This window comes from Flavobacterium sp. B114r, from assembly GCF_056824125.1.
Window position 1 is genome coordinate 1027709 of sequence record NZ_CP124858.1, and the last position, 25211, is coordinate 1052919.

Sequence of the window (25211 nt, forward strand, 5' to 3'; positions counted from 1 at the left end):
GCTCTTTTTATTTATAATCAGGAAAATAATCTAAGTCTCCTTAACCGTAATAATCTTCACCGGACAAGCCTTCGCAGCCAATTCACAACTTTCGACAATTGTCTGATTGGGAGATTTTAAAGTAAAAAAGCCTTTCGCATCTTTCGAATGAATCAAAACCGATTTGCCGTCTTTTTTAGACATTTGAAAATGAACCGGATCCATTTCGACGCAATAATTACAGCCAATGCATTTGTCTCTTTGTAAAGTGATGATAACCATTACGCCTCCACTATTTTATATAATTTATCAGACATTCTTATTCTGAAAGGCAATTTAAAAGTACAATCGTCACCTTTTGTAGCCTTTTCAGAAACCAAATCATTTACCATCATTTCATCAATAATCATTTCCTGCGCTCCTGTACTTGGACCGGTAACTAAAATTCTATCTCCAATCTTAATATCGTAAGCTTCAATTTTGAATTGTCCAACTTCAGCTTTTGGGAAATAATGCGTTCCCTTGCCTACATAGACTTTCTTTTGCGTCGCCGCAGAACCTGGAATATCACTCCATTCTCCTAATTCCTGACCCAGATAATACCCTGACCAAAAACCACGATTATAAACTGTATTCAAAGCTTCCATCCAAACAAAAACCTTTTCTTTAGAGAACGTTTTTTCGTAATACGAATCTATAGCTTCACGATACGTTTTGATAACCGTTGCTACATATTCCGGCGCACGGCCACGGCCTTCGATTTTCAGCACCTGAATTCCAGAATCGATTACCTGATCTAAAAAATCAAGCGTACATAAATCTTTAGGCGACATCAGGTATTCATTATCAACTTCAATCTCAAAACCAGTTTCCTGATCGATAACGGTATATTTTTTTCGGCAGTTTTGCTTGCACGCTCCACGATTTGCAGATGAATTATGTGAATGTAAACTCAAATAACATTTACCTGAAACCGCCATACACAAGGCACCGTGACCAAAAATTTCGATTTCGACTAAATTGCCGTTTGGACCTTTTATCTCTTCTTTCTCTATTTGATCAGTAATACTTTTTACCTGACGCAAACTCAGTTCACGGCTTAAAACCATAGTATCAGCAAATAAACTGTAGAATTTTATGGTCTCAATGTTCGTTACATTCAATTGGGTCGAAATATGAACTTCCATTCCAATTGTTCTTGCCATTGCAATCACAGCTTGGTCAGAGGCAATTACAGCTGTAATATTCGCTTCTTTGGCTTTATTCAACAATGTCCTTACAACAGATAAGTCGTGATCGTAAATGATCGTATTTAAAGTCAGATAACTTCTAACTTTTTTGGCTTCACAACGATTGGCGATTTCCTGCAAATCATCCATAGTAAAATTTACTGTCGAACGCGCGCATATTAAGTTGTTCTACTCCAAAATAAATAGAATCAGCGCCATTATCGAGCGCTGCCTGAAGTGAATCAAAGCTCCCTGCGGGAGCCATCAATTCAATTTTGTTATTTGTTGTCATTTTTATTTGTATTGTTTCCAATAGTTAAAACTATTGGTTATTTTTTTCAATTATATAGTCCCTATTTTATGGTGTCCAAACGGTTGAAACATCGGTACGCATCATTGAGCATTTTATATCGCCTCCAAACGGTTGAAACCGTTCACTATGTTTCGAGATACATTTTCTAAATATTTTTAGACATAGCCCGAGGTTTTAACCTTGAGGACGCAAAGTAGAGCATCCCTTACCCCATCCAAACGGTTGAAACCGTTCGCTATGTTTTAAATACATTTCTTAACGTTTTGTCACATACCCCGAGGTTTTAACCTTGGGGACGCAACGTCAATCATTTTGTATTATTTCCCAGTTTATGCAATTTTACAAATTCATCAAATTCATCTTGTCCATTGATCTTAAGATGATGTTGTTTTTGATTTTTTATATAATTATACACAACCTCTCACTGAGATTCGCTGACTAAATAAGCCGCAAATCCCGTTTGCCAGGCAAATTTTTCAAGGATAAAATCCCCACTATTTATAAAATGCGAAGAACTTCCTTTTATTTGCTTTAAAAGGTCTGAGATAGTTTTTTGTGGATTTTGTAAAAATAAAACATGCACATGATCCGGCATTCCATTAATGATTCTAACGGGACATCCTTGTTCAATTAATTCCTCTCGGATATAATCATACAATTTTTCCTCAATTGAATAATCAATTAATTCCTGACGGTTTTTGGTTGCCCAAATTGCATGAATCCATAATTTGGTAAACGAATTCGACATGTAAATTAGCTTAAAATTTCAGCTAATTTACAATTTTATACAACTTATCTGACAAACGAATACGAAATGGAACTTCAAAAGTAACTCGATCTCCAATTTTAGCAGTAGTGGCATCTGCATCGTTGACAATCATTTTATCTAAAACCAATTCCTGATTACCTGTAGTAGGCCCGGAAATTAAGATTTTATCACCAGAATTTAATTCGTGGTTTTCTAAAGTAAAAAGACCAACTTGTGCTTTTACATAATAATGTTCCGCTTTACCAAGAAGTACTTTTTTGACTTTTATTTTTTGGCGAATATCGGCAGGCTTTTGCTTCGCCTGTTCGCTTAAGCTCGGGTCGACTGTAGCCAATGAATTATCTGATAATTCCCCTGAATGTTTGAATTTTAGATTTTCAGATTTTCCTTTTCTAAAAACTTTGTTTCCAACCTGTTTTCCGGTTCTTAAACGAACTTGGTCAACCAAAGGCATGTGTATAACATCAAGACATTCTGTAGAACAGCAGTTTTCCATTGCAGCTTTACATTCGTCACATTGAATAAATAACAAATGACAGCCGTCATTTTCGCAATTGGTGTGATTGTCACAAGGTTTTCCACATTGGTGGCATTGAGAGATAATATCTTCAGTAATTCTTTCGCCAAGACGATTATCAAATACAAAGTTTTTCCCAATAAATTTGCTTTCTAAACCTTCTGCCTCAATTTGTTTGGCGTAATTAATGATTCCGCCTTCTAATTGAAAAACATTTTTAAAGCCCTGGTGTTTAAAATAAGCACTCGCTTTTTCGCAACGAATTCCACCGGTGCAATACATCACCAGATTTTTATCATCTTTATGGTTCTGAAGCTGATCGTTGATTATAGGCAAACTCTCTCTAAACGTTTCAACGTCTGGAGTAATAGCGCCTTTAAAATGTCCTACTTCACTTTCGTAGTGATTTCTAAAATCTACTACAATCGTATTGGGATCATCAAGGATTTCATTAAATTCTTTGGCTTTCAAGTGAACGCCTATATCGGTTACATCAAAAGTTTCGTCGTTCAAACCGTCAGCGACGATTTTATCACGAACTTTAATAGTCAATTTTAAAAACGAATGATCATCGTGTTCTACCGCTTCATTCAATCGTATACCTTTCATGAAATCATAAACTTCAAGAGTAGTTCTAAAAGCCTCCAAATTTTCTTCCGGAATACTCATCTGAGCATTTATTCCTTCGTTGGCAACATAAATTCGGCCTAAAGCATCAAGCTTATTCCAGGCTACAAATAAATCATCGCGAAATTTTTTGGGATCTTGAATTTTGGCATACGCATAGAAAGACAACGTTAGTCGTTGTTTACCGGCATCATCGATCATGATGGCTCTTTCTTCTGCGCTTAAAGTGTTGTACAGTTGCATGCTATAAACAGTTTTTAAGTTTAGAAATTATTTTTTGAGGTGCAAAAGTACGGAAAAAGGTTCGAAGTTGCAAAGGTTCCTAGGCACAAAGGTCCTGAGACGCTAAGTTGCTTAAGGTTCTAAGTTGAAAAACTAAAATTCTTAGTATTTCTGATTTTTAACCCAGATGGGAGTGGCATCCTTTTGGGCCGGTGTTCGGCACAAAAGATATAACGGACAGCTGGATTAGCTTCAAATAAAAAAGACTGCCTAAATAGACAGTCTTTAATATAACTTAGAACCTCAGCAACTTAATTAACAATACTCGTTAAACGCATCTTGCAAGTTCTCAGCGATTAATTCTGCTGGGCGACCTTCGATGTGGTGACGCTCTAACATGTGAACCAACTCTCCGTTTTTGAACAAAGCCATAGATGGCGATGATGGAGGAAAAGGGAACATATGTTGTCTTGCAGCATCAACAGCTTCTTTGTCAACACCTGCGAAAACCGTGATTAAGTGATCTGGTTTTTTAGCTCCTTCTAAACTCATTTTTGCTCCCGGACGTGCATTTCTTGCAGCACAACCACAAACAGAATTTACAACAACTAAAGTGGTACCTTCAGCTTTGATAGCATTATCTACAGCGTCAGCACTATGTAAATCTTGAAAACCTGCAGTTGTCAATTCAGCTTGCATTGGTTTTACCATTTCTTCTGGATACATATCTCTTTATTTTTAAATTTTACTTTTGATCTGCAAAGTTACAAAGTTTACTCGCAACTAGTTAATTTCAGGTATAAAGTTTTGTTATAGTTGAATTGATATTTTATGGTATGAGAAATGGCCCGCAGATTTGGCGGATTTTGGCTGATAAATGCAGGTTATTTTAAATTTCTACAAATATTTTAGATAGAAAACACCTTAAATATTCTGCTAAATCTGCCTGAAACAAAAAAAGTATAACCTAGTTTTAATTTATAATTGATGTTATTTCGTAAATTTATTTTGGTAGGGATAGGTTTCGTAGATTGTATTGTCTTCATTGATAGAAAATCCCTTTGCAGCGTCTTCCCGCGCTATTCCTACCAAAGCAATTACTTCTTCTTTAGATTTCCCCTGTTTAAGCAAGCAAAAGGCTTTGTAATATTTAGCATCTGAGAATTCGGGATAAATTTTTATTGCTTTATCAAAAATAGCTATTGCTTCATCCCATTTTTTAAGTTCATATTTAGCAATTCCCTGATAAAAATAAGCAGTTGGATGTTCTAATTTTTGTCTGTTTTTATAAATATCATTTACATAATCATCAAAAAGTTTTTCTGCTTTTGTGTACTCATTCAATTGCAAATAACAAAGTCCCATATAAAAACCATAAGTATGATCCATCCTATAACCGTTTCCATAGAGTTTAATACATTCTTCTAAATCTTTGATAGCATCTTTATAGTTTCTTGAGAAAATACATTTCATAAAACCTCTGTAAGGCAACCATTCTTGTTTGTCGTACAAAACAGCCTTATCCAGATATTGCATTCCAACTTCGTATTTTTTGCATTTAAAATAAGGCATTGCTTTTTGCTGCCATAAATAAGCAACGGTACTGTCTTTTTTAAGACCCTGATCAAGACAATCCTGCCACGCGGTCATTTCAAAAACATAGTTATGTTTCTCTGCACAATTGGTTAGAAATTCTTCAACAATTGCATCGTGGTTTTTGTTTGTAGAAACTTGTCCAAAAGATAAAAGAGTAAAAAAGAGACTAAATCCTAAAGTAATATTTTTCAAAGGTTATTGCTTTTTGTTAAAATTATTTGAAAGAAAAATCACTCTAAATAACGCCTTTATAAATGGCATTTTAGGACACTTTAAAATAACTTTAACATCTTGAGGCAAAGAGGTTTCTTCATCCAGAAATTTAAAAATTAAAGCTGGGTTTCCTTTTTTGAACATGGATGAAAAAATAGCACTTCCTAACTCATTATGACGATACAGAATATCTAAAAGCAATAAATCATAAAACCAAAATTTGTTTTTCTTGTAAAACATTGTCATCGTGAGCGGAATCGAAGGACTTCTATCTATTAGAAAATCAACTAATTTTGAAGATTTTTTATCTGAATTTTTAAAAGTATAACCCGTACTTGCTTTTGTCCATCCGCCGGCAGTTCCTATATTCAGGACTCGTTTTGTATTCTTTTTCCAAAAAGGAAAACACGTCATTGGAATACTCCCTTGCTCCTTCTCAATAATTTGATATTGATCAGCTCCGAGATTTCGCAAGTAAATTTGAATCTCGTTTTCGTATTCTTCTTTTGGCAGAAGATCTTCAGAAAAGAGTGTATATTCTATTAAAGCTTCGGTTTTAGAAATAGGCAAAACATACATAAAACGTGTGTTCCCCCTTTGTTCAACCGAAAAATCCATGAAAGTCGCTTGTTCCGAATTGAAAATTTCCTCTTCGGTTTTTACAAACCAACCTATAAAATGTTGTTGCAAAACCGGATATTTGGTTTGACTTAAAGCAAAAGCTTTGGTGTAAATACTATTGAATAAATAATCGCAGGTATATCTGTTTTCATCTGTACCCACAAAAACATGGGTTTCGAGTTCATTGATATCGGTTACTTTTTCGTTTAAAAAAGTAATGTTTTGATGTTTTGAAATCGCTGTAAAAACAAAATTATAGAAATCTAATCCTCGTATTTGATTGTATTGATAAGGTTTCAACGCTAAATCACGTTTGAAATCTTCATTGGCAAAAAGAGCCAAATCCCATTTTTTAAAGATGATAGAATTCCAAAGCGTTTCATCTTTTGCCCAAAAACACCATGTTCTGTCATTGGTTTTCTTCGAATCTTCGTCTAACAATAAAATTAATTTATCACTGAATTTTCCAGACATTACCATTTTATAAACGGTCATCAAAGCAGATAAACCTGATCCTGTAAAAATGTAGTCGAAGTGTTTGATTTGTGAAGATTGCATTCTCAAAAATAACAAATTTTATTCTTCCAATTTTTCTAAAAGTAGTTTAAAATCCTTTGAATTAAGATAGTTGTTGTATTGTAGGAGAATCTCCTTCTTTCCATTCAAAACACATAAAACCGGATATACGATTTGATTCTTGATCGTTCCTAATTGCAAGGCCAATTCATGAACACCAACATTGTTCCCCGAAGGTTTGTATTTAAAAATCTGATTATTAAAAGTAATATCTCGTTTTTCCTCTGCATTCAAATCCACAAAATAAAAATCCGAATTCAGTTTATCAATGATTTCCTGATTTTTGAAAGTCGTTTGTTTCATTCGTTGGCAAAAGTGACACCAATTGGTATGAATAAAAACGATTATTTTCTTCTTTTGAATCTGCTGCAAACTATCCACTTCCTCAAAAGAATGTTGCTTTAACTGGCAAAATCCTGTTGAAGTTATAGCTAAGAAGATTATAAGTAATAGCTTTTTCATTTGTTTTGTTTGTTTTGCCACAGATTGGAAAGATTAAAAATGATTTTATTTTTAATACTGGAAAAAAGTTTGCCACGAATCACACTAATTTACACTAATTAAATTCGTGATAATTCGTGCAATTCGTGGCAAAAAAAACTTCCTTCATTTTAAATGATACAAACTCGACTGTCATCCTGAGCGGAGTCGAAGGCTTGTAAGTTGGAGCGGGCTTCGACTCCGCTCAGCCTGACAGATGTTTATCAACAATTTTAAAAATATGAATCAGCGAAAACCTGTTTAATCCGTCTAATCCGTGTGCCATCATTAATAACTTATCTCAAAGTATATCGCAACCCAAAAAAACCACGAATCGTTTGGTTTTGCCCGTAGACATAAGTTGTATCAAAAGTCAAACCGTACGGATTGTCAGGCGTTACCAAAACTTTTCCGGCTGCATCATATTGTACATTTTTATCGAAAGGATCATTGGTTCTCGAAATCAAAAACGGATTATTTCGTTTTGGCGTGAAGTTCAATAGATTCTTTACTCCGCCATACAATTCAAAATTCTTCCAGCCAAAATATGTAAACTGAATATTCTGAATACTATACCACGGCGAGTTTGGATCTCTTGGATCTAAATCGCTCAATAAAGGCAATTTCATTGGGCTGTAGACATTCCCGGTATAATCCAATGATAAATTCCACGGTTCTATCTTATAAGAAATACTCCAGGTTCCCGTGAATTTTTCAGTTAGAAAAGGTCTTTCTGAAATTCCGTCCTGAACATTTTTATTATCTAAAACTGTGGCTCCAAGAATAAATTTTAATCCGTTTGTGAGGTTCAAATCAACGTTAGTACTAATTCCCTGGCTAATGGCATAACCATTGATGTTATCGTAAATGATTTTATTGGGATCCGTTTCATAATCGGATATAATTTTATTGCTGAAGCGTGTATAAAAAACCGTTGTTTCTATTCCTATAAAAGTTCCGTTTGTAAAGTTTATTTTCTGAATGTAATTCAGGTTTGCATTTACAGATCGTTCCGGTTTCAGATCGCTTTTAATCACCACATCCCTGGAACCTGTAAGCGCCGCGTGATCTTCGGTAAATAAATTGACAACACGAAATCCGGTTCCCGCATTCAAACGAAAAATAGTATTGTCATTCGCTTTCCATCGATATGCAACTCTAGGCGTATAAATCGAACCGTGAATCGAATTATAATCATAACGCATTCCTAACAAAACCTGACTTTTTGGAGACAGCGTAATTTCGTCCTGAACAAAAATTCCCGGCAACCACGTACTTTCCGGTTCTTTTGTGGCAGTTGTATTATCGTCGTAATACGAATATCGAGTGGCAATTCCTGCAAGAAAATCATTTCGACCAATTTTTTTATCCCAGGTCAATTGCAGGAAACCTATTTTTTGATTGGCGATATACGATGTTGTTCCGTAACGACTGTCCTGATAATGCACATTTCCGGAGAACGAAAGCATTAGTTTTTCTTCGAATGGCAATTGATAACTTCCTATTAACTCTCCTCTTTTGGTATAAATACTTTCGCCATAAATTTCATCACCACCTCGGTATTTTTTCTCCCAACGCACGTCGCCTCCCCAACGGTCTTCATACATTCCGCGTGCTGCGATGCTAAACAAACGGTTATTTTCTCTTTGAAAATTCCATTTATTAAAAACCGAAATTCTTTGCGAAAGTGTAACATCAGTAAAACCATCCCTGTCTTTATCGACAACCTGATTGTAATCGAAATAATTGATTCCCAAAAGTGTTGTTGATTTTTTAGTCGGGCTGAATTTCATTCCCAAATCGACATTGGTTTCCAGATACGAAGTCGTAAAAACATCCGCAGAAAACAAAGGCGCGTTGGTTGGGTTCTTGGTAATAATGTTGATCAAACCTCCAACCGCTTCACTTCCATAAAGAGACGATGCCGGGCCTTTTACAATTTCGATTCTTTCGACCAAAGAATTAGGGATTCCGGATAATCCATAAACGGTTGAAAGGCTACTCACGATTGGCATTCCGTCTATCAAAACCAAAGTATACGGACCTTCTAAACCGTTGATATGAATATCTCCCGTGTTGCAAACGCCACAATTGAGCTGTGGCCGAACGCCATTAATGTTTTGAAGTGCTTCATAAATACTTGGCGTTGGATTCTTCTTGAAGAAAACCGGCGAATAAACCTCAACCGGAACAGCACTTTCTAATCTTCTTACCGCTTTTAAAGTCCCCGAAACTACCACTTCGTTCAGTTGATTTTCGTTATCCGTTAATTCAAAGTCATAGGACTGAATAGAATCTTCAATAACTTCTATTTTCTTCCTTATTGTCTGGAAACCTATTTGAGAAACTTGTAACGTATAACTGCCAACTGCAACATTTTCTAATTTATAAAACCCTAAACTATCGGTAACCGTTTTATGTTTTGTTCCTGTTAACTGAACATTTACCAACTGTAATTTATGCCGCTCGCCTGAGATAAATCCTGAAATATTAGAAGTTTCCTGAGCGAACGAAATTTGCAAACCAAATAAAAGCAATATCAAAAATAGTTTTTTCATTCTTATAAAATTAAATTTAGACAAAACTAAAAATTAAATTTGACAAATAATGTTTCTAAAGTAAAAAACTTTTAAATGTGTTTTAATTCAATACTTTGGAGTTATTTTTAACATATAAAAACATAGGTTTTATAGCTACCGTCTGGACACAAATATATTTTTAATTATATTTGAGAAAAAGTGCAGACTAGATATTTTGAAAATTTAAAAGACAAGCGATTGTTGAATAGAGGTAATTCTATTCTCAATCGCTTGTTTGCTAATAGTATTTATTCGATAAGACAATTAGCAGAAAGTGACTCTGAAGCCAAAGCGATTTATCGATTTTTGCAAAATGATAACGTCAGCGAAGCTGATATTATAAAGAACATGTCTATTAATTGTGTAAGCTGTGTTGAAGACAAATCTGTATTGTGTATTCAGGATAGCAGTGAAATAAACCTTTATAATCATAGAAATAGGATTAAAAAGGATGAATCAATTGGACTGACCAATGCTTCTGTTGGAGGACTTGGTTTTTTTATACATCCAAGTTTTATTATAGATGCAGAAACTTTAATGCCATATGGTTTTTCAGATGTAAAAATATGGAATAGAGGACATGAGCTGCCAGCTAAAATGAAAACCAACACTCACAATCGCATACCTATTGAAGAAAAAGAGTCTTACAGATGGATAGATTCTTCTCTTGAAACAAAGAAAAAGCTAAGTCAAGCAAAAGAAATAATCATTATTCAGGACAGAGAGGGAGATATCTACGAACAATTTTGCCTTGTCCCTGACAGCAAAACACATTTATTGATTAGATCGCGATTTAATCGAATGTTAGATACTAAAACCAAACTTTTTGATCACCTAAATTCCCAGCCCCTTCAAGGGATGTATACAATTGAATTAGAAGGTGACAAAAGAAGGAAAATGCAGAAAAGAACTGCTGCTATAGAAGTACGCTTTTCAGAAATAACAATAGGTAAACATCAATATTCAGGCAAACATCTTCCAGATAAAATAAATCTTTATGCCATCGAGGCAAAAGAAGTTGGAGAAAATATTGAAAACCCCATACATTGGAGATTATTAACCACTAAAAAAGTTGAAGATCTACAAACTGCATTACTTTGTATCGAATGGTATACCTACAGATGGACTATTGAAGAAGTATTTAGAATTTTAAAGAAAGAGGGCTTCAATATCGAAGCAAGCGAATTATCTCAAGGTAAAGCAGTTCGTAAACTATGTCTTTTGATGCTGGAGACTATTATAAAGCTTTTTATAATGCAAATAGCTTATGCCAGCGAAGAAGAGACCGAACCAAAAAGCTGCTTTTCAGAGGAAGAAATGGAATGTTTAGAATTACAAATCACCCAATTAGAAGGAAAAACCGAAAAACTAAAAAACCCATATAAATCGTCAGATTTGAAACGATATATATGGGCTATTGCTAGATTAGGAGGATGGAAAGGTTATCTCTCTGAAAGGAAACCTGGCATCACAACCTTTTGGATTGGCCTGCAAAAATTCACTTCAGTCATGCAAGGTTGGATACTCTTTAGAGTTGTGTCCAGACGGTAGGGTTTTATAGTTTCTTTTTCAAGCAGTAAAAGAAAGCTCGCTTTCTTCGCATAGTCTATGTGAATTAATGCAAAGTTGAAATGCCTTTTTAAGCGGTTGCAATAGCTATGTTATCAAAGGTTTAATGTGCCGTTAGGCACTAAATATTGGTAGTCATTAATTCACAATTAGTTTAGCGTGCCGTAGGTACGCAACAGCTATCGTTTTGTTGCGTACCTACGGCACGCTTCAATTATATTTCAATTCCTGTTTTCTACCGGTATTTAGTGCCTAACGGCACAAAAAAAAGAAATTTCAAACATTGATTTATATAGTTTCTTTATGTTTTAAAAACCGAACGTTCTTTGCATAGCCCCTAGCTTCAGCTAGGGGAACAAGATTGAATAAAAAAAGACTTTAGCCAAATTTTAGAGGTTTAGCTAGAGCTTTTTTTGTTTTCGTTTACATTCAATCAGGTTTAAGTTAAATAAATTCTTCGTCAATAATTTCTCTATTGATCATCGCTCCTGCAAAAGATCCTGAAGAAACCGCCATTGCAACAGACCGTGCCTGAATGTGACAATCTCCACTCGCAAAAACTCCTGCAATTGTCGTTTTCTGAAAAGGATCTACTTTCAATAAACCTTGTTCTGTCAATTCACAGCCTAAAGATTCCGGTAAAGAACAATGCTGCTCAAAAGGTGCTCTGAAATAAATCGCTTTTACGGATACTTTTGATTGATTTTTAAAGACAATATGCTGAACATTTCCGTTTTCGTGTTCCAAAGCCTCGATTTCATGTTCGATAATTTCAACTTTATGTTTCTTCAGCATTTGAGTTTGCTCTAAAGTCAATTTCGATTTCCCATTGGTAATCAATCTTAAATCTTTTGTCCAGTTCGAAATCATTTTAGCATAATCAAAAGCCATATCACCATTGGCTACGATGGCAGTTTTTTCTTTTTTTACTTCATAACCGTGACAATACGGACAATGCAAAACCGAAATTCCCCAACATTCTGCAAAACCAGGAATTTGTGGCAGTAAATCTTTTACGCCTGTTGCAAACAATACTTTTTTAGATGTAAAAATCTTTCCCGACTGAGTTTCTATTTCAAAACCAGATTCTGTTTTAATGGCGCTAATGGCAAGTCCGTTATAAAATTGAACCGTTTCATAAAAGTCTACCTGGGTTTTGGCTTTCGCCGAAATTATAGCTGGTTTCTCTCCATCGTGCGTGATAAAATTATGCGAATGTGGTGTTTGTCTGTTGCAAGGCAAACCACTATCGATCACTAAAACGTGTCGTAAAGAACGCCCCAAGCTCATTGCCGCCGAAAGTCCACTATAGCTACCTCCGATAATTATAACGTCGTATTTATTATTGTATATCATAGTTTTAAGTTTTTTACTAATTTCTCGGAATTGGAAAAGGATCTTTTGTAGAGAAGAAACCGTCATGATAATCTACAATTTCATCTTCGGTGCAAAGACAGTTATTAAGTTCTTTGATAATTTCAGTTTCATTGATCTTTTGGCCAATAAAAACAATTTCGTTGAGTCTGTCCCCAAATTTAGAAGTCCAGCGTTCTTCTATAATATCCTGAAATTCAACAAAATTGTTAAAAGTCATTCTTTCGCTGAGCGGCATACTTGCCCACCAAACTCCGGCACCTTCGACTTTCATAGATCCGCCCGCCTGACTCCAGTTAATGGCCTGCTCCGGTCTTGATGCCATCCATAATAATCCTTTGCTTCGAATAATGTTGGACGGAAAATGAAAAGTAATGAAATTCCATAATCGATTGGGATGAAAAGGTTTTGAATCCCGAAACACAAAAGAATTGATTCCGTATTCTTCGGTTTCGGGCGTATGAATTCCTTCTAATTCTCTAATCCAACCTGCGGAATTTTCAGCATCTTCATAATTGAATAATCCAGTATTTATAATTACATTTGGATTCACTTTCCCTAAAACCGAAGTAATTATTCTCGCCACTGGATTGAGTTTTTGAATCGAAGCTTTCAGTATTTCCAATGATTCAGAACTGATTAGATCTGTTTTATTCAAAATAATCACGTTAGCAAACTCTACCTGATCGACCAAAAGATTCACAATTGTTCGATTATCATTTTCAATATCAGATAAATTTTGCTCCTGTAATGTTTTGGCAGAACCAAAATCTTTAAAGAAATTAAAACTATCCACCACCGTAACCATCGTATCGATATAACTAAATCTCGATAAATCGATATTCTCATCTTCATTCACAAAAGAAAAAGTCTGTGCAACGGGAATAGGCTCGCTAATTCCAGTACTTTCTATAAGCAAATAATCAAATCTGTTTTCTTTGGCTAATTTTTCGACTTCAATCATTAAATCTTCCCGTAAGGTGCAGCAAATACAGCCATTGGTCATTTCTACTAATTTCTCTTCAGTCCTTGATAAAGTATGTTCATTTTTCACGAGCTGCACATCAATATTTACTTCGCTCATATCATTGACAATGACAGCAACTTTTAATCCGTCTTTGTTATGAAGAATATGATTGAGGAGCGTTGTTTTTCCGGCACCCAGAAATCCGCTTAGTACCGTTACGGGTAATTTTTTCATTGTTACGATTGTTTATGATTTTTATAATTTAAAAAATGCCCGATGATCATTCCGATACCTCCAATAAAGATCAGATCAAGATGAATCTCCAGAAAAAGTTCGCTTAAAACGCTAATCCAGATCAATGCCATAGAAATAACAAGGATTGTAGATATTAAAAGACTAGATTTATTTATAATTTTGAAAATGGCAAAAAGTCCCATCGCCGCAAATATCAAATCGATAAAAGGATTGTGGCTTAAACCTATTGGCAAAATTGTTAAAAGCGGAAAAACCAGACAATGAACCAAACAAATGGTTGCACTTGAGATTCCTAAAATATCGTAAAAAGGTGTGGTAGATTTCTTCATTTTCAGTACATTTGCTTAATGCAATTTTGTTGCAAATATATCAATTATTTTTAATTGCAACATTGTTGCGATAATATTTTTAATTCCATAAAAATGAAAACAACAAGAAATACAGTAGCAAAGACGGCCGTTTTAGAGATATTTGGTAAATCTAAAACCGCGCTCTCGCACGCCGAAATTCAGAAACAAACGGGAGATTTATGCGATCGTGTTACCATTTACAGAATCTTAGAACGATTAGTAAATGACGATATCGTTCATAAAATCGTGAATCTTGACGGAACGGTTAAGTATGCAAAATGCCATCATCATGCACAACGTGTGCACATTCATAATCATGCTCATTTTAGTTGTGAGAAGTGTTTGGAAATAACTTGCCTTGAAAATGTAAAGCCGAGTTATATTATTCCGCACAATTACAAAGTCAATGATATAAACTTTACGTTGTCAGGATTATGCCCAAATTGTTTGAATTCTAACATTTAAGTTTTAGACTTGTCTAAAAATATTGTTGAGCGAATATAATTTTTCTATATATTTGTTCAAACAACATTTTTACAATGGGTAAATCTTTAGAAGAAGTTCACCAATCGGTCGCAACACAAAATAAAAAAACAGGTTTCAGAAAAATATTAGCCTTTTTAGGCCCGGCATATTTAGTAAGTGTTGGATATATGGACCCGGGAAACTGGGCAACAGATATTGCCGGTGGTAGCCAGTTTGGGTATTCTTTGCTTTGGGTTTTGTTAATGAGCAACTTAATGGCTTTGTTGCTTCAAAGCTTAAGCGCACGTTTAGGAATTGTGACACAACGTGACTTAGCGCAGGCATCAAGAGAAACCTATTCGAAATTCATCAACTATATTTTATACTTTCTGGCTGAAATTGCCATTGCGGCTTGTGATCTTGCTGAAGTTTTAGGAATGGCAATCGGGATCAATCTCCTTTTTGATATTCCGTTGATCGAAGGAGTTTTAATTACCGTTTTAGATACCTTCTTATTATTGTTCTTAATCAATAAAGGGATCCGTAAAATGGAGGCTTTTATTATTGTATTAGTCGCCATTATTGGTTTCTCGTTCATTTTCGAAATGATTTTTGCAGAACCTGAATTAGATAAAGTACTCTACGGACTTATTCCTTCAATGCCCAATTCTGCCGCTTTATACATTGCTATCGGGATTATTGGAGCAACCGTCATGCCTCACAACTTATACCTGCATTCCTCTTTAGTTCAAACCCGAAAATTCGACAGAACTCCGGCGGGAATAAAACAAGCGTTGAAATATAATCTTATTGATTCAACCATTGCCCTTAACCTGGCCTTTTTTGTAAATGCTGCCATTTTAATTTTAGCCGCAGCTACATTTTATAAAAATGGAATGTTTGAAGTTGCCGAAATTCAGGATGCACACCAATTTCTCGAACCTTTATTAGGAACCAAATGGGCGCCCATTTTATTTGCCGTTGCTTTGATTGCTGCAGGACAAAGCTCGACCGTTACGGGAACTTTAGCAGGTCAGATCGTAATGGAAGGTTATTTGAATTTAAGAATTCAGCCTTGGGTTCGACGCATTATAACCCGTTTGATTGCGATTGTTCCGGCTGTTGTCGTGATCTTAATTTATGGAGATAGCGTAACGGGAAAACTATTGATTCTGAGCCAGGTAATTTTGAGTTTGCAATTAGGTTTTGCAATTATTCCCTTGATTCATTTTGTGAGTGATAAATCTAAAATGAAGGGTTTTCACATTTCACGAACTACACAAATAGCTGCCTGGATTATTGCTTTGATTATTGTTTCGCTGAATGCAAAATTGGTTTACGACGAAATTAGTTCATGGATTGAAGCTGCAAGTCATCCAATAATTCTTTGGTTAACGGTTGTTCCGCTTGCTTTTGGATTTTTAGGCTTATTACTTTATATTGTTTTCAAACCTTTTATAGCAAGAGCAAAATCAAATATTGATAATCATTCACCTCATCATTTAAAATTAGTGTATGCGCCTAAAGAAATTTATAGCAAGAAAAACATAGCGATTTCTGTAGACTTTTCTAAAGCAGATGAAGCTGCACTAAATAATGCCTTCGAATTGGGCGGAATCGACGCGCAATACACCTTAATTCACATTGTAGAAACCGTTGGTGCATTAATGTATGGGCAACATGTTGACGATCACGAGACGACTATCGACGAAAAATTATTATTAGAATATAAAGAAATGCTTTCGCAGAAGGGATTCAGGATCGAAACTGAACTTGGTTTTGGAAAACCTAACACGGTGATTCCGAAGATTATTAATACCGGAAATTTTGACATTCTAGTTATGGGAACCCACGGCCACACTGGATTAAAAGATATTTTATTTGGCACAACGGTAGACAAATTGAGACATAAAATTTCAATACCTTTGTTGATTGTTAAAAAATAGTGCCTAAGGTTCTGAGTTGCTAAGTTTCTGAGGTTTTTCCTTTGAGGCTTTTAACTTAGAACCTTAGCAACTCAGAACCTTAGAACCTTGCAAAAAATGACTTTTTCAGAAGAAAATTATCTAAAATCGATTTATCATCTTACTACTTCTAATGATTCAGAAGTAAGTACGAACGCTATTGCTGAAATGATGGAGACTAAAGCTTCATCGGTTACGGATATGCTCAAAAAGCTGGCGGATAAAGATTTGGTGAATTATAAAAAGTACCAGGGCGTTTCTTTGACCGAAAACGGAAAGTTAGCAGCCAAAATGATTGTTCGAAAACATCGTTTGTGGGAAGTTTTTTTAGTGGATAAATTAAATTTCTCTTGGGACGAAGTTCATGATATTGCTGAGCAACTGGAACACATCAAATCCGAACAATTGATTAATCGTCTGGATGATTTTCTGGGAAATCCTACCGAAGATCCGCATGGTGATCCGATTCCCGACGCTCATGGAAGAATTGTTAAGATCGAGAAATACTTACTTTCTGAATTAACAGACAATCAAACCGGAGTTTGTGTGGGGGTTAAAGATACTTCATCTGAATTTTTGAAATATCTGGACAAACAAGAAATTGCTCTCGGTTCGCAAATTCAACTTTTGTCTAAAGAATCGTTCGACTTATCTGTTAAGATTAAAATTGATGGTCGTGAATTGTCTATTTCGAATAAAATAGCTTCGAATTTGTTTGTGAAGCTGGTTTAGGGTTATTTCACAGAGATTCACGGAGAATTGCACGAAGGTTCACGAAGATTTTTTATAAAGTTCCGGAGGAACGAACTATTTTGTAGCAACGGATTTTAATCCGTTGATGATGACGAATTCAGGAAACGAGGGCTTCTTCCGAAACTTCGGGATCGTTCAGCCTGACACACACCGAATGTCCTAGCCCCGATAGAAGTGAAAATCCTTTTGTGCCGGGGTTCGGCACAAAAGATTATAACGGATAGCGGGATTAGCTCCTAGAAATCCTAAAAGCCATTATTAAACAATTCCTTTCTCGATCATTTCTAACATTACCGGCGACGCATTTTTAAATGTTGGTTCTTGCTCAATAATACTTCCTGCATTTTTCTTATTCACTTTGAAAGTTATATCATTATCTGTAGTAAATAACAAAGCAGTTAAAAACGGATTTTTGATGTAAGTTCCCAACATCAATAAAGCTTCGTCTAAAGCATGAATACTTTCGATTTCTTCGGTTTTGTAGCGCGTTGTTAATGCGATTGAATAGGTGTTATCTTCGTTTATCGCTAAACGGAAATAGATGTTTTTGATTTCGGTATCACCGATGGTTTTTGCCAGAGTTAGTTTGGCAAAAGTACCGGCTTGAATGCTTTCTTTGACGCGTTCGCAAAAAAGAGCAAATATTGATTCGTAGGACATATTGTTTGTGTTATTATTTAACCGCAAAGTTCGCAAAGATTTACGCAATGTTCGCTAAGTTTTTTAATTTCCTTGTGTCCTTTGCGTAAATCTTTGCGAACTTTGCGGTTAAGAAAATTATTTCCCTGTAAATTCAGCTTTACGTTTTTCTAAGAATGCTGTTGTTCCCTCTTTAAAATCCTGAGTTCCGAAACATTTTCCGAATGATTTTATTTCGGTATCGAAACCGTCTTTACCGTCTTTATAATTGGCATTGATCGCTTTTATCGCTTTAGTAATTGCAAAAGGAGCATTTTTAATGATTTTTTGTGCAATTCCAGTAGTAAAATCTAAAAGTTCCGCCTGAGGTACAACGTGATTTACTAAGCCGTATTGTTTGGCTTCTTCGGCCGAAATCATTGCTGCAGTCATGATCATTTCCATCGCACGTCCTTTACCTACTAATTGTGGTAAACGCTGTGTTCCTCCGTAACCCGGAATTAATCCTAAACTAACTTCCGGCAATCCCATTTTTGCATTCTCTGAAGCGACTCTAAAATGACATGCCATAGACAATTCTAAACCACCGCCAAGAGCAAAACCATTTACTGCAGCAATTACGGGTTTCTTTAAATTTTCGATAAAATCAAACAACTTTTCTTGTCCTTCGGCTGCTAATTGTGCGCCTTCGACAATCGTATAATTGGCAAATTCTGAAATATCGGCTCCGGCAACAAATGCTTTTTCGCCACTTCCGGTAATTATGATTACCCGAACATCATCATTTTTGCCTAATAATTTTATTGCTTTACCTAGATCGCTAATCGTAGCTTTGTTTAAAGCGTTTAGTTTTGTAGGTCTGTTAATGGTTACGGTCGCAATTTTTTCTTCAATCGAGATTAAAAGATTTTCGTAGTTCATGACGCTGATTTTATGAGTTTGTGATAGGTAAAGAAACGGTAAATGTAGTTCCTTTTCCGTATGTTGATTCAAAGGTAATTGTTCCTTTGTAATTTTCGATAATGTTTTTTATAATTCCGAGTCCTAGTCCCATTCCGCTGGTTTTGGTGGTAAATTTTGGCTCGAAGATTCTACTGGTATCTTGTTTCTGGATTCCGATTCCGTTGTCTTTTACGGCAATTTCAACATTATTGTCTCTACGCTTTACAGTAACTACAATAGATTTATGAAACTGACTTTCGGGAATCGCCTGCGTTGCATTTTTAACGAGATTCGTAATGACACGGATCAATTGCGTACGATCCATTTTTGAGATAATCTCTTCTTCTTCGCTTTCGAAAACAATATAATCTTCGTTGAAAATATCTAATGAAAGCTCTACAACCTCGACCACATTTAAGGTTTCGTTTTGTTGCGCCGGCATCGAAGCAAAATTCGAAAATGCCGAAGCTACCGCCGTCATCGTATCTATTTGTTGGATTAAAGTTTCAGAATAATCGTTTAATTTCTGTTTTACATCCGGAGCTGTTGGATCAAACTTACGTTGAAAACTCTGAACGGTCAAACGCATCGGCGTAAGCGGGTTTTTAATTTCGTGCGCTACTTGCTTTGCCATCTCACGCCACGCTTCTTCACGCTCGCTTTGGGCAAGTTTTATGGCACTGGTTTCGAGTTTTTCAACCATTCCGTTATAAGCCTTTATCAAGAAGTTAACTTCTTTGCTATTGGCTTCTAACACAATTTTCTCATTTTTCTGATCCAGATTGGTTTCTTCTAAACGATCTGAAATCGTTTTCAGCGATTTCGTGATATAAGTCGAAAGGAAATAGGCCAATGCAAAAGCGACAACCAACATAAACGAATACACTTGACTTAAACGAATCAAAAAAGTATTCAACTCGTTATCATAATAACCGTCGTCTTCTAAATAAGGAAGATTTAAAATACCTAGCGGTTTAAATTTTTCGTCTTTGATTAAACTATATGATGAACGATTTTTGACTCCGTCGATGGTTTTAATGTCTACAAAACGCTTTTCTATGGATGAACGTACTAATTTCAGGATATAATCCGGAACAGGAGGCGCTACTTTATCAACCGCAAATGATTCTTTTGATGATTTTAGTAGTTTTCCGTCAAGGCTGTAAATATTGATTTCGATTTTGTGAATCTGGGCCAGTTCGTGGATTTTATCTTTAAAAATAAGATCCAGATTTCCTGTTTTTAAAGGATAAGTCGTCGTAGAAAGCACATAATTGATGTGTTCTTTTACGGCATTTTCTTTGCGCTCGAGACGTTCCTGATGGTATTCTTTGGCTTCATTCTTAAACTGAATAATCGAAATAGAAGCCAATAAAAAAGATGCGACAACAATCAATACAATCATCGAAAGGAAAATCCTGACACGAAGAGAAAGCATCGACATTTTGAAGTTGTTCAGCATATTTTTTTAATTGTTAATTATAAATTGTTAATTATGAATTATTAGTGCGTTTAAAATTCACCATTAACAATTTAAACTATTTTTTCTCTCTTATTCTTTTGTAAAATCGGAAACCAAGCATTATGATAATTGAGAATAAAAAGATTCCAATTACGCCGAAAATCCAGTTGATGGCACTTTTTACAATTATTAAAAAAACTACTGCAAATAGTATAATTGTTGCACCTTCATTCCATAAACGCATAAAATTGTTGGAATATTTTACCTCATCATTTTGTAATTGCTTAAAAATCTGATGGCATTTTGCATGATATAAATACAATGCAAAAACGAAACCAAATTTAACCTGCATATAATCCAAATATATTAATCCTGGATTGAGATACAATAAACTAAACGCAAAAAGACTCGCCAGAACTGCTGAAGGCCACGTAATAATGTACCACAAACGGTAGGTCATTATTTTGTATTGCGCTTGTAAAATTTCCTTTTCAGGCGATGGTTTTTCATTCGCTTCTATTTGATACACAAACAAACGCACAATATAAAACAAACCTGCAAACCAGGTTATTACAAAAATAAGATGTAATGATTTTAAGTAGTTATAGTATTCCATTATTATTTGTTTCAAGTTTCAAGTTTAAGGTTTTTTTAAAGTTGATCATAACTTGAAACCTTAAACTTGAAGCAAATATTATTTAGCCCACTCGTTAATCCAATTCCCAACAGTTTCACACCATTCGTCATCGTCATTCAAACATGGGATCGCTAAGAAATTTCCACCTCCGTTTTTCTCGAAGTCTTCTTTGGCACGCATTGCAATTTCTTCTAATGTTTCTAAACAGTCTGAAACGAAAGCTGGTGTTACAACTGCAAGATTTTTGATTCCTTTTCCTGGCATTTTATCGATTTCAACATCTGTGTAAGGTTCTAACCATTTGTCACCTGCTAAACGTGACTGAAAAGTCAGGCTGTATTTATCTGCCGGAAGTCCTAATAATTTCACGACTTGTCTGGTAGTTTCATAACATTGATGGCGGTAACAGAAATCGTGTGCCGGCGAAGGCGTATTACAACAAGAACCATCGATTTTACAATGCGATTTTGTCACATCGGTTTTACGAATGTGACGTTCCGGGATTCCGTGGTACGAGAATAATAGATGATCGTAATCAAAACCAACTAAATGTTTCTGAATCGAATCGGCTAAATTCTTGATGTAATCTGGTTTATTATAAAACGCAGGAACATCGGTAAATGTCATTTGCGGAAATTTCTTTTTACGGATTTCTTCGGCTTTCACTAAAATCGTCAAAGTCGAAGCCATGGCATATTGCGGATATAAAGGGAAAAGCAATACTTCTGTAACTCCTTTATCATGCAATTCCTGAAGTCCTTTTTCGATGGTCATACTTCCGTAACGCATAGAAAGCGCTACCGGTACATTCACTAAAGGCTGTACTTTTTTCTGCATTCTTTCTGAAAGCACAACTAAAGGAGAGCCTTCATCCCACCAGATTTTTTTGTAAGCATGAGCTGATTCTTCGGGTCTTTTTCTTAAAATAATTCCACGAACTAATAAAGCTCTTAATAAATACGGAACATCGATCACGTATTTATCCATTAAAAATTCATCTAAATACGGTTTTACATCTTTTGGTTCCGGACTTTCCGGAGATCCTAAGTTTACTAATAATACGCCTTTCATTTATTCTTTGCTTTACGCTTTAAGCTTTAGGCTTTAAGCATTTGTTTAAATTTTCGTCAAAAGTAGAACTTGCCACTTCTTAGAAATATGATAATTATTCTTTTTTATTTATGTACTGATATATAAAATTGATGCTTTTAAACATTTTAGTTTTTATATTTTTGAAATAGCTTTTCCAATGATTTATATTCTTCCTCTGTTCCAAAGTTTTCCATCTGAATTTCCCTTTTAGAACTAACTATATAAAACTGTCGACAGGAAAGGCATATTTTCGCTATCCCTGAGATTTCTTTATTCTTTTTAAAAACCAAAACATCTCTATATTGAGGTGCGCAGGCATATGCATTTTCAAACATATTTAAAGAGGATTTCTCTAAAAAAATATCATCTCTTAAATACTGAATGTCTTTTTTGGATAACTCAAATTTAGAAAACCCATTAGAATTAATTGTTTTGTAAAAAATAGCATTATTTACTTTCTCAGGATAATTTTCAAAAAAGATTTTATCAAAAATACCATTATCAATGCTATTACTATTGTTCTCTCCCATTTCCTCTTCTTTACTTTTATTCAATGAATAATATTCAACACTGTCAAAATCAAAAAACATTTTTTCTTCTTTTGATTTGCAAGAGATAATTAAGAAAACCAATAAAATTATTGAATACCTTCTTACCATTCTAAACATTCGTATTAATCGACATCAAATATTTCTTAGGCGTTGTGGCAAACTTTTTCTTGAAAGCCGCTATAAAGTGACTTCCGGTGCTGTAGCCAATTTTCAATCCTACTTCGTTTACATTATAAGAACCGCTGTCGAGTAGTTTTCGGGCGAAATCCATTTTATAATCGAATAGAAATCCGTAAACCGTATCGCCATAAATTTGCTTGAAACCCATTTTAAGTTTCTTCAAATTCAAACCAATTTCATCTGCCAACTCCTGTAATCCAGGTGGTTCAGCCATATTGGCGATGATGATTTCTTTGGCTTTTCGGATTTTCAAAACATTATCTTCATCAATCAAGAACGGACATTGTTCTGCGTTTGGATCTTCGGTTCTATTAAAGTATAAACTCAGCAATTCGTATCCTTTTCCTTTATAATAAAGGTTTTTTATTGATGGATGTAGGTTATAATGAAACAGCTGACTCAACACAATAGCCATAGAAGGACTAATATTTCCTTCGTTATAATACTTTTTGTCCTTATTATCAGGACTTAAAAAAGTAATATAATCTGCTTCTGCAGAAAACAACGCGTGAAATTTCTTAATTGAGACAATTACTGAGATTACCCAGGAATTTGGAGCTAACTCTAAATTGAGTGGTAGTTCTTTCTGCGGATTGTATAAAAGGAGCGATTTTTCTTCTTTTAGATCTAAAGCATAACTGCCTTGATTGAATAAGAATTTGGCATTCCCTTTTATCCCGAAATGAAACTGTATCAGGCCACTACCTACTTCATGTTGTCCGAAAAAGGGCTCTAAACTGTCGTTTTGAAAACGGATAAGCGTAAAGTCGTCTTCAATTTTAATAATTTCCTGAGAACTCATAGCGATGTTTTTTTAAAATAAAAATCAAGATAATCACCTGAGCTTATTTAGAATCACTCTAAACAAAACGTTTCTAACCAATTGATTTTGCTACAAAAATACTTCTTTTTGCATAAAAACAGCTCTTTAGAAACAAAAAAACATGTAGCGATACAAAAAGTACTTTGAGCGTTACTTTTATAAACACTATAATCATAATTTTGTTGACACTTTTATGAAAGTGAATTTATGGAAAACAATAACGTACCGAAACATCTTTATTTTTACTCAGTTGGTCTGAGTTATAAAAAAGCCGATGCTGAGGTAAGAGGTAAATTTAGTTTGGATGCAATTGCAAAAACGCGTTTGCTGGAACAGGCTAAGGAAGAAGGAATAGAAAGTTTAATTGTGACTTCGACCTGCAACAGAACCGAGATTTATGGTTTTGCAGAACATCCTTTTCAATTAATAAAACTAATTTGTGATAACAGCAACGGTTCAGTCGATGCTTTTCAGAAAGTTGGTTTTGTCTACAAAAATCAAGAAGCTATAAGTCATATGTTTCGCGTAGGAACTGGTTTAGACAGTCAGATCTTAGGCGATTTTGAGATTATTTCACAAATAAAAACCAGTTTTGCCCATTCAAAGTCTATGGGATTAGCAAATGCTTTCCTAGAAAGATTGGTTAATGCGGTGATTCAGGCAAGCAAAAAGATCAAAAATGAAACTGAAATTAGCTCAGGCGCAACTTCGGTTTCTTTTGCATCCGTACAATACATTATCAAAAATGTAGAAGATATTGGCAATAAAAATATTTTACTTTTCGGAACAGGAAAAATCGGAAGAAATACTTGCGAGAATCTTGTCAAACATACCAAAAACGAACACATCACTTTAATCAACAGAACTAAGGACAAAGCGGAGAAATTGGCCGGAAAACTTAATTTGATTGTTAAAGATTATTCGGAGTTACACTTAGAACTTCAAAATGCTGATGTTGTTGTTGTCGCTACGGGCGCTCAAAACCCAACAGTTGACAAAGCAATTTTAAATCTAAAGAAACCTTTATTGATTTTAGATTTATCAATCCCGAAAAACGTTCATGAAAATGTGGAGGAATTAGAAGGTGTAACCTTGATTCACATGGATTATTTGTCGCAACTGACAGATGAAACTCTTGAGAACAGAAAATTACACATTCCGGCTGCCGAAGCTATTATCGAGGAAGTAAAAGAGGAATTTGTAACATGGACTAAAGGACGCAAGTTTGCTCCAACCATTAATGCTTTAAAAGAAAAACTGAATGCTATTAAAGTTTCAGAGTTAGATTTTCAAAGCCGAAAAATTGCAGATTTTAATGAAGCTCAAGCTGAAATCATCAGCAACAGAATCATCCAAAAAATCACTACACATTTCGCAAATCACTTAAAAGACGACGACACCATGGTTGATGAAAGTATCGAATGGATCGAAAAAGTCTTTAAAATAAAAGCATCTTAAATAAAATTT

The 25211-nt window shown here is 34.9% G+C and carries 22 protein-coding genes and 2 pseudogenes; 5 read left to right on the forward strand and 19 right to left on the reverse strand.

What is annotated here, in order from left to right; genetic code table 11:
• Positions 1-30: 30 nt before the first annotated feature.
• From QLQ94_RS04630 to QLQ94_RS04670, 9 genes and pseudogenes are all read right to left on the reverse strand, one after another.
• Positions 31-261, reverse strand: a complete 231-nt coding sequence (locus tag QLQ94_RS04630; RefSeq protein WP_482499257.1) for a ferredoxin — start codon at positions 259-261, stop codon at positions 31-33.
• Positions 261-1500 (reverse strand): annotated as a pseudogene (locus QLQ94_RS04635) (peptidase U32 family protein). Before QLQ94_RS04635 ends, QLQ94_RS04630 begins: the two are co-directional and overlap by 1 nt.
• A gap of 328 nt (positions 1501-1828) precedes the next feature.
• Positions 1829-2269, reverse strand: a pseudogene (gene tnpA, locus QLQ94_RS04640) (IS200/IS605 family transposase).
• Between the two features lie 22 nt (positions 2270-2291).
• A complete protein-coding gene (gene trhO / locus QLQ94_RS04645) occupies positions 2292-3677 on the reverse strand; it encodes an oxygen-dependent tRNA uridine(34) hydroxylase TrhO (protein WP_427401180.1) in 1386 nt (461 codons plus the stop codon).
• Between the two features lie 294 nt (positions 3678-3971).
• Complete coding sequence (locus QLQ94_RS04650) at positions 3972-4382, reverse strand: BrxA/BrxB family bacilliredoxin (protein ID WP_271333947.1); 411 nt, start codon at positions 4380-4382, stop codon at positions 3972-3974.
• 264 nt (positions 4383-4646) lie between these two features.
• Entirely contained in the window at positions 4647-5444 is a 798-nt protein-coding gene (locus QLQ94_RS04655) for a tetratricopeptide repeat protein (RefSeq protein WP_271333946.1), read from the reverse strand.
• Positions 5445-5447: 3 nt separating this feature from the next.
• Entirely contained in the window at positions 5448-6644 is a 1197-nt protein-coding gene (locus tag QLQ94_RS04660; protein ID WP_427401257.1) for a lycopene cyclase family protein, read from the reverse strand.
• Positions 6645-6662: 18 nt separating this feature from the next.
• The gene (locus QLQ94_RS04665; RefSeq protein WP_482499258.1) at positions 6663-7124 is read right to left on the reverse strand and encodes a thioredoxin family protein; all 462 of its coding nucleotides are present in this window, start codon (positions 7122-7124) and stop codon (positions 6663-6665) included.
• Between the two features lie 314 nt (positions 7125-7438).
• The gene (locus QLQ94_RS04670) at positions 7439-9700 is read right to left on the reverse strand and encodes a TonB-dependent receptor (RefSeq protein ID WP_482499259.1); all 2262 of its coding nucleotides are present in this window, start codon (positions 9698-9700) and stop codon (positions 7439-7441) included.
• Positions 9701-9880: 180 nt separating this feature from the next.
• On the opposite strand from QLQ94_RS04670, the gene QLQ94_RS04675 reads away from it, so the two are divergent.
• The gene (locus QLQ94_RS04675) at positions 9881-11272 is read left to right on the forward strand and encodes an IS4 family transposase (RefSeq protein WP_482499260.1); all 1392 of its coding nucleotides are present in this window, start codon (positions 9881-9883) and stop codon (positions 11270-11272) included.
• 462 nt (positions 11273-11734) lie between these two features.
• Here the strand turns inward: QLQ94_RS04675 and QLQ94_RS04680 are convergent, their stop codons facing one another.
• Genes QLQ94_RS04680 through QLQ94_RS04690 form a run of 3 tightly spaced genes read right to left on the reverse strand, consistent with a single transcriptional unit; the run spans position 11735 to position 14215 of the window.
• Positions 11735-12646, reverse strand: coding sequence for an NAD(P)/FAD-dependent oxidoreductase (locus tag QLQ94_RS04680; protein ID WP_271333943.1), 912 nt, complete (start codon positions 12644-12646; stop codon positions 11735-11737).
• Between the two features lie 16 nt (positions 12647-12662).
• Positions 12663-13865 carry a GTP-binding protein gene (locus tag QLQ94_RS04685; protein ID WP_482499261.1) on the reverse strand — a complete coding sequence of 401 codons (1203 nt, stop codon included), beginning with the start codon at positions 13863-13865 and terminating at the stop codon, positions 12663-12665.
• A gap of 2 nt (positions 13866-13867) precedes the next feature.
• Positions 13868-14215, reverse strand: a complete 348-nt coding sequence (locus QLQ94_RS04690) for a MerC family mercury resistance protein (RefSeq protein WP_482499262.1) — start codon at positions 14213-14215, stop codon at positions 13868-13870.
• A gap of 93 nt (positions 14216-14308) precedes the next feature.
• On the opposite strand from QLQ94_RS04690, the gene QLQ94_RS04695 reads away from it, so the two are divergent.
• The 3 genes from QLQ94_RS04695 to QLQ94_RS04705 all read left to right on the forward strand — a co-directional run bounded on the left by QLQ94_RS04695 (position 14309) and on the right by QLQ94_RS04705 (position 17397).
• Positions 14309-14701, forward strand: coding sequence for a Fur family transcriptional regulator (locus QLQ94_RS04695; protein ID WP_271333940.1), 393 nt, complete (start codon positions 14309-14311; stop codon positions 14699-14701).
• A 74-nt stretch (positions 14702-14775) separates the two neighbouring features.
• Positions 14776-16647, forward strand: a complete 1872-nt coding sequence (locus QLQ94_RS04700; protein WP_271333939.1) for an Nramp family divalent metal transporter — start codon at positions 14776-14778, stop codon at positions 16645-16647.
• Between the two features lie 96 nt (positions 16648-16743).
• Positions 16744-17397: a metal-dependent transcriptional regulator gene (locus QLQ94_RS04705; protein WP_271333938.1), complete on the forward strand. Its 654-nt coding sequence runs from the start codon at positions 16744-16746 to the stop codon at positions 17395-17397.
• Positions 17398-17676: 279 nt separating this feature from the next.
• On the opposite strand, the gene QLQ94_RS04710 is transcribed toward QLQ94_RS04705, so the two are convergent.
• From QLQ94_RS04710 to QLQ94_RS04740, 7 genes are all read right to left on the reverse strand, one after another.
• Positions 17677-18078: a hypothetical protein gene (locus QLQ94_RS04710; RefSeq protein WP_271333937.1), complete on the reverse strand. Its 402-nt coding sequence runs from the start codon at positions 18076-18078 to the stop codon at positions 17677-17679.
• 117 nt (positions 18079-18195) lie between these two features.
• The gene (locus QLQ94_RS04715; RefSeq protein WP_271333936.1) at positions 18196-18978 is read right to left on the reverse strand and encodes an enoyl-CoA hydratase/isomerase family protein; all 783 of its coding nucleotides are present in this window, start codon (positions 18976-18978) and stop codon (positions 18196-18198) included.
• A 10-nt stretch (positions 18979-18988) separates the two neighbouring features.
• Entirely contained in the window at positions 18989-20404 is a 1416-nt protein-coding gene (locus QLQ94_RS04720; protein WP_271334112.1) for a sensor histidine kinase, read from the reverse strand.
• Positions 20405-20537: 133 nt separating this feature from the next.
• Positions 20538-21077, reverse strand: a complete 540-nt coding sequence (locus tag QLQ94_RS04725) for a CopD family protein (protein WP_271333935.1) — start codon at positions 21075-21077, stop codon at positions 20538-20540.
• A gap of 78 nt (positions 21078-21155) precedes the next feature.
• Entirely contained in the window at positions 21156-22169 is a 1014-nt protein-coding gene (hemH, locus tag QLQ94_RS04730; protein WP_271333934.1) for a ferrochelatase, read from the reverse strand.
• A gap of 146 nt (positions 22170-22315) precedes the next feature.
• Positions 22316-22780: a hypothetical protein gene (locus QLQ94_RS04735; protein WP_271333933.1), complete on the reverse strand. Its 465-nt coding sequence runs from the start codon at positions 22778-22780 to the stop codon at positions 22316-22318.
• 70 nt (positions 22781-22850) lie between these two features.
• On the reverse strand, positions 22851-23723 hold the full coding sequence (locus QLQ94_RS04740; RefSeq protein WP_026982335.1) for a helix-turn-helix domain-containing protein: 873 nt from the start codon (positions 23721-23723) through the stop codon (positions 22851-22853).
• Positions 23724-23951: 228 nt separating this feature from the next.
• Here QLQ94_RS04740 and hemA point away from each other — a divergent pair, with 228 nt between their 5' ends.
• Complete coding sequence (gene hemA / locus QLQ94_RS04745) at positions 23952-25202, forward strand: glutamyl-tRNA reductase (RefSeq protein WP_271333932.1); 1251 nt, start codon at positions 23952-23954, stop codon at positions 25200-25202.
• Positions 25203-25211 lie beyond the last annotated feature (9 nt).